Annotated in this window: 2 protein-coding genes; both read left to right on the forward strand. The window is 59.5% G+C overall.

Annotated elements, in window-relative coordinates:
• Positions 1-252: 252 nt before the first annotated feature.
• Positions 253-1,866, forward strand: coding sequence for a C69 family dipeptidase (locus EOM25_13945; GenBank protein ID NCC26276.1), 1,614 nt, complete (start codon positions 253-255; stop codon positions 1,864-1,866).
• Positions 1,867-1,898: 32 nt separating this feature from the next.
• Positions 1,899-2,489 (forward strand): hypothetical protein (locus tag EOM25_13950; GenBank protein NCC26277.1); only part of this gene is annotated, 591 nt, incomplete at its 3' end.

Consider the following 2,489-nt stretch of genomic DNA (forward strand, 5'->3'; position numbering starts at 1 on the left):
TACGTCCCGGCCGGTTCACTGGCCCGGGGGCTGAAATACGCCGGCCGCCGATTCCAGGAACTGGCCGGCGCGGACAACGCCCTGGCCCGGACCATGCGGAGCGACTTCACAGTGGTGGAGGATACGCCGGAATTCATCGGCCCGGCCGATGAGCGGGACGGAGCCGCGGCCCAGGATTTTTGCGGGAGGCTCTGGAGAGCCGATGAAGAATTTTCATTCCAGTACCGTTTCTACGTTTAGGGTCTGAAGGGCATGGAGACCCAATCCGAATCGTCACTACAGAAGTCAACAACCAAGGAGGCACGACGTATGGAAATCATTTCCCGGACCCAGGCAGGCATCTCCCTTGGCCTGGCCATCCTCTTTCCACTTATTCTGCTGGGCGGCTTCCTTTTTTTAGCTCTGCCGGCCCAGGCCTGCACGACCATCCTGGTCGGGGCCGAGGCCACGGCGGACGGTTCGCTGATCATCGCCCGCAACGACGACACCTCGGACGCCTCGGGCGCCCACAACATCCTCCGTCGCGCCCCTCAGCGGGAGGGCCGGACCTTCCGAGCCAACGCCAATGCCTTCGCCTGGAACCTGCCTCCCAGTGGCTTGAGCTTCACGGCTTGGCCCAAATGGCAGTCCCAGGAGAAGAACAATCCCTCCTACGAGGAAACCGGAATCAACGAATACGGCGTGGCCATCTCAGCCACGGAGACCATCTTCAACTCCAAGGCCGTTCTGGCCATAGATCCGTATGTGACCGAAACCGGGGTGACCGAGGATTCCATCACCACCGTGGTCCTGCCCTACGCCACCTCGGCCCGGGAAGGCATTCGCCTGCTGGGTGCCATCATCGAGACGGCCGGGGCCGGAGAGGGGTTTGGGGTGGCCCTGAGCGACCGGAACGAGATATGGTACCTGGAAACCGCTTCCGGTCATCATTGGCTGGCCCAACGCCTGCCTGCGGACCGGTATTTCGTCTCCGCCAACCAGGGTCGGTTCCAGGATGTTGATTTCAATGATCCCATGAATGTGATGAGTTCCTCAGGGTTCGTCGAGTTCCTGGCCAAGAACAAGCTTGTCGACCCGGCCGGAGGGCCGTTCAATTTTTTCACCTGTTGCGTGAGCGACGGCGAACGCGACCACACCTACAACTACCCCCGGGTACGGGAGTTGCTCCGCCTTTTTTCCGGAATCGAATACGACCGGGAGGACGGTTTGTATCCGGTGTTCGTCAGGCCCACGCGCGAACTGACCGTTCAGGACGTGGCCCAGGGTCTGCGCAATCACTACCAGGGAACGCCGCACGACCCCTATGTCAACGAGAATCCCAAGGAGTCCTACCGGCCCATCAGCGTGATGCGGGCTGCCCTGTCGCATATCACCCAGACTCGGCCCGATCTGCCCGAAGACATCTCCACCGTCCAGTACGTCGCCATGGGCATGCCCGACCTGGGAGTGTACATGCCCTTTCACAAGGGTCTGCCCGAACTGCCCCGGGCCTATCAGGGCGCGACCGGGCACATCGACGACCGTTCAATGTTCTGGCGTACGCGAAAGATGCAGGCCCTGGTGTTGCAGGACTACCCACGTCTGGCCCCGGTGGCCCATCAGGCCATTTCGGATTTCGAGACGGATCTCGCGGCCCTGCAGGCCGCCATTGAAACCGAGTACCTCGCCCTGTGGCGACAGGACAGGGATGCGGCCAGGCAGCTGATCCAGACCTTCACCGATCGGGCCGTGGCCGCCCAGGAACGGATGCTCGACGGGCTCATCGAACGATTCGCTAGGGACCTGAACATGGAATCTTTGTCCGATGAGCAATTCTTCGAGCTGATCATGGATGTCGAAAAGAAGTACCATTTTCACGGGGCATGAGTCCCACCGACGAAAAGGGATGGAAGCAGTCAATGACGAACGAAACAAAAACAGCAATGACCAATGAACTCAAGGAGATCGCCACATTTGTCCTTGGCTTTTCTCCCTGGATCCTTTTCCTCCTTCTGCCCACCGGCGGGTGGGAACCACTCCGCAGGGCAGTGGCCGTCTGTCTGCTGGCCGCAACCGTTCTCCTGGTGAAAGACTACCGCAAAGGCTTCATTCTGACCTGGGGAACCTGGCTCTTCTTCCTCTTCTGCGCCGTGTCTTTCTACGGATTCAGCTGGTACTGGCTGGCCAAGCATATGGCCGTCATTGCCAACGCCTTCCTGGCTGGGATCGTCTGGTTCACCATTCTGGTCGGCCGGCCCTTTACATTGCAGTACGCGCGAGCCGACTTGCCCAAAGAGCGATGGAACGACGAGGGACTTGTCCGGGCCTGTCGATCCATTGCCCTTTTTTGGGGCGTCCTCCTCCTCGTGCCGACGTTCTTGAACACCTTCAGATTGTACTATCCCTCATTGTTACCCGATATAATCTATTTCGACGTGAGTTTGTTCTGCATTGTCGTCGGTATTGCGTACACGACGTATTTCAAGCGGATCAAGAGGAAGGAACGGGAG

This window comes from Deltaproteobacteria bacterium (assembly GCA_009929795.1).
In the GTDB taxonomy this organism is placed as follows: domain Bacteria; phylum Desulfobacterota; class Desulfovibrionia; order Desulfovibrionales; family Desulfomicrobiaceae; genus RZZR01.

Bases quoted from the DNA above. Each gene is read 5' to 3' on its own strand.
- EOM25_13945 (NCC26276.1), top strand. From the start codon at position 253: ATGGAGACCCAATCCGAATCGTCACTACAGAAGTCAACAACCAAGGAG.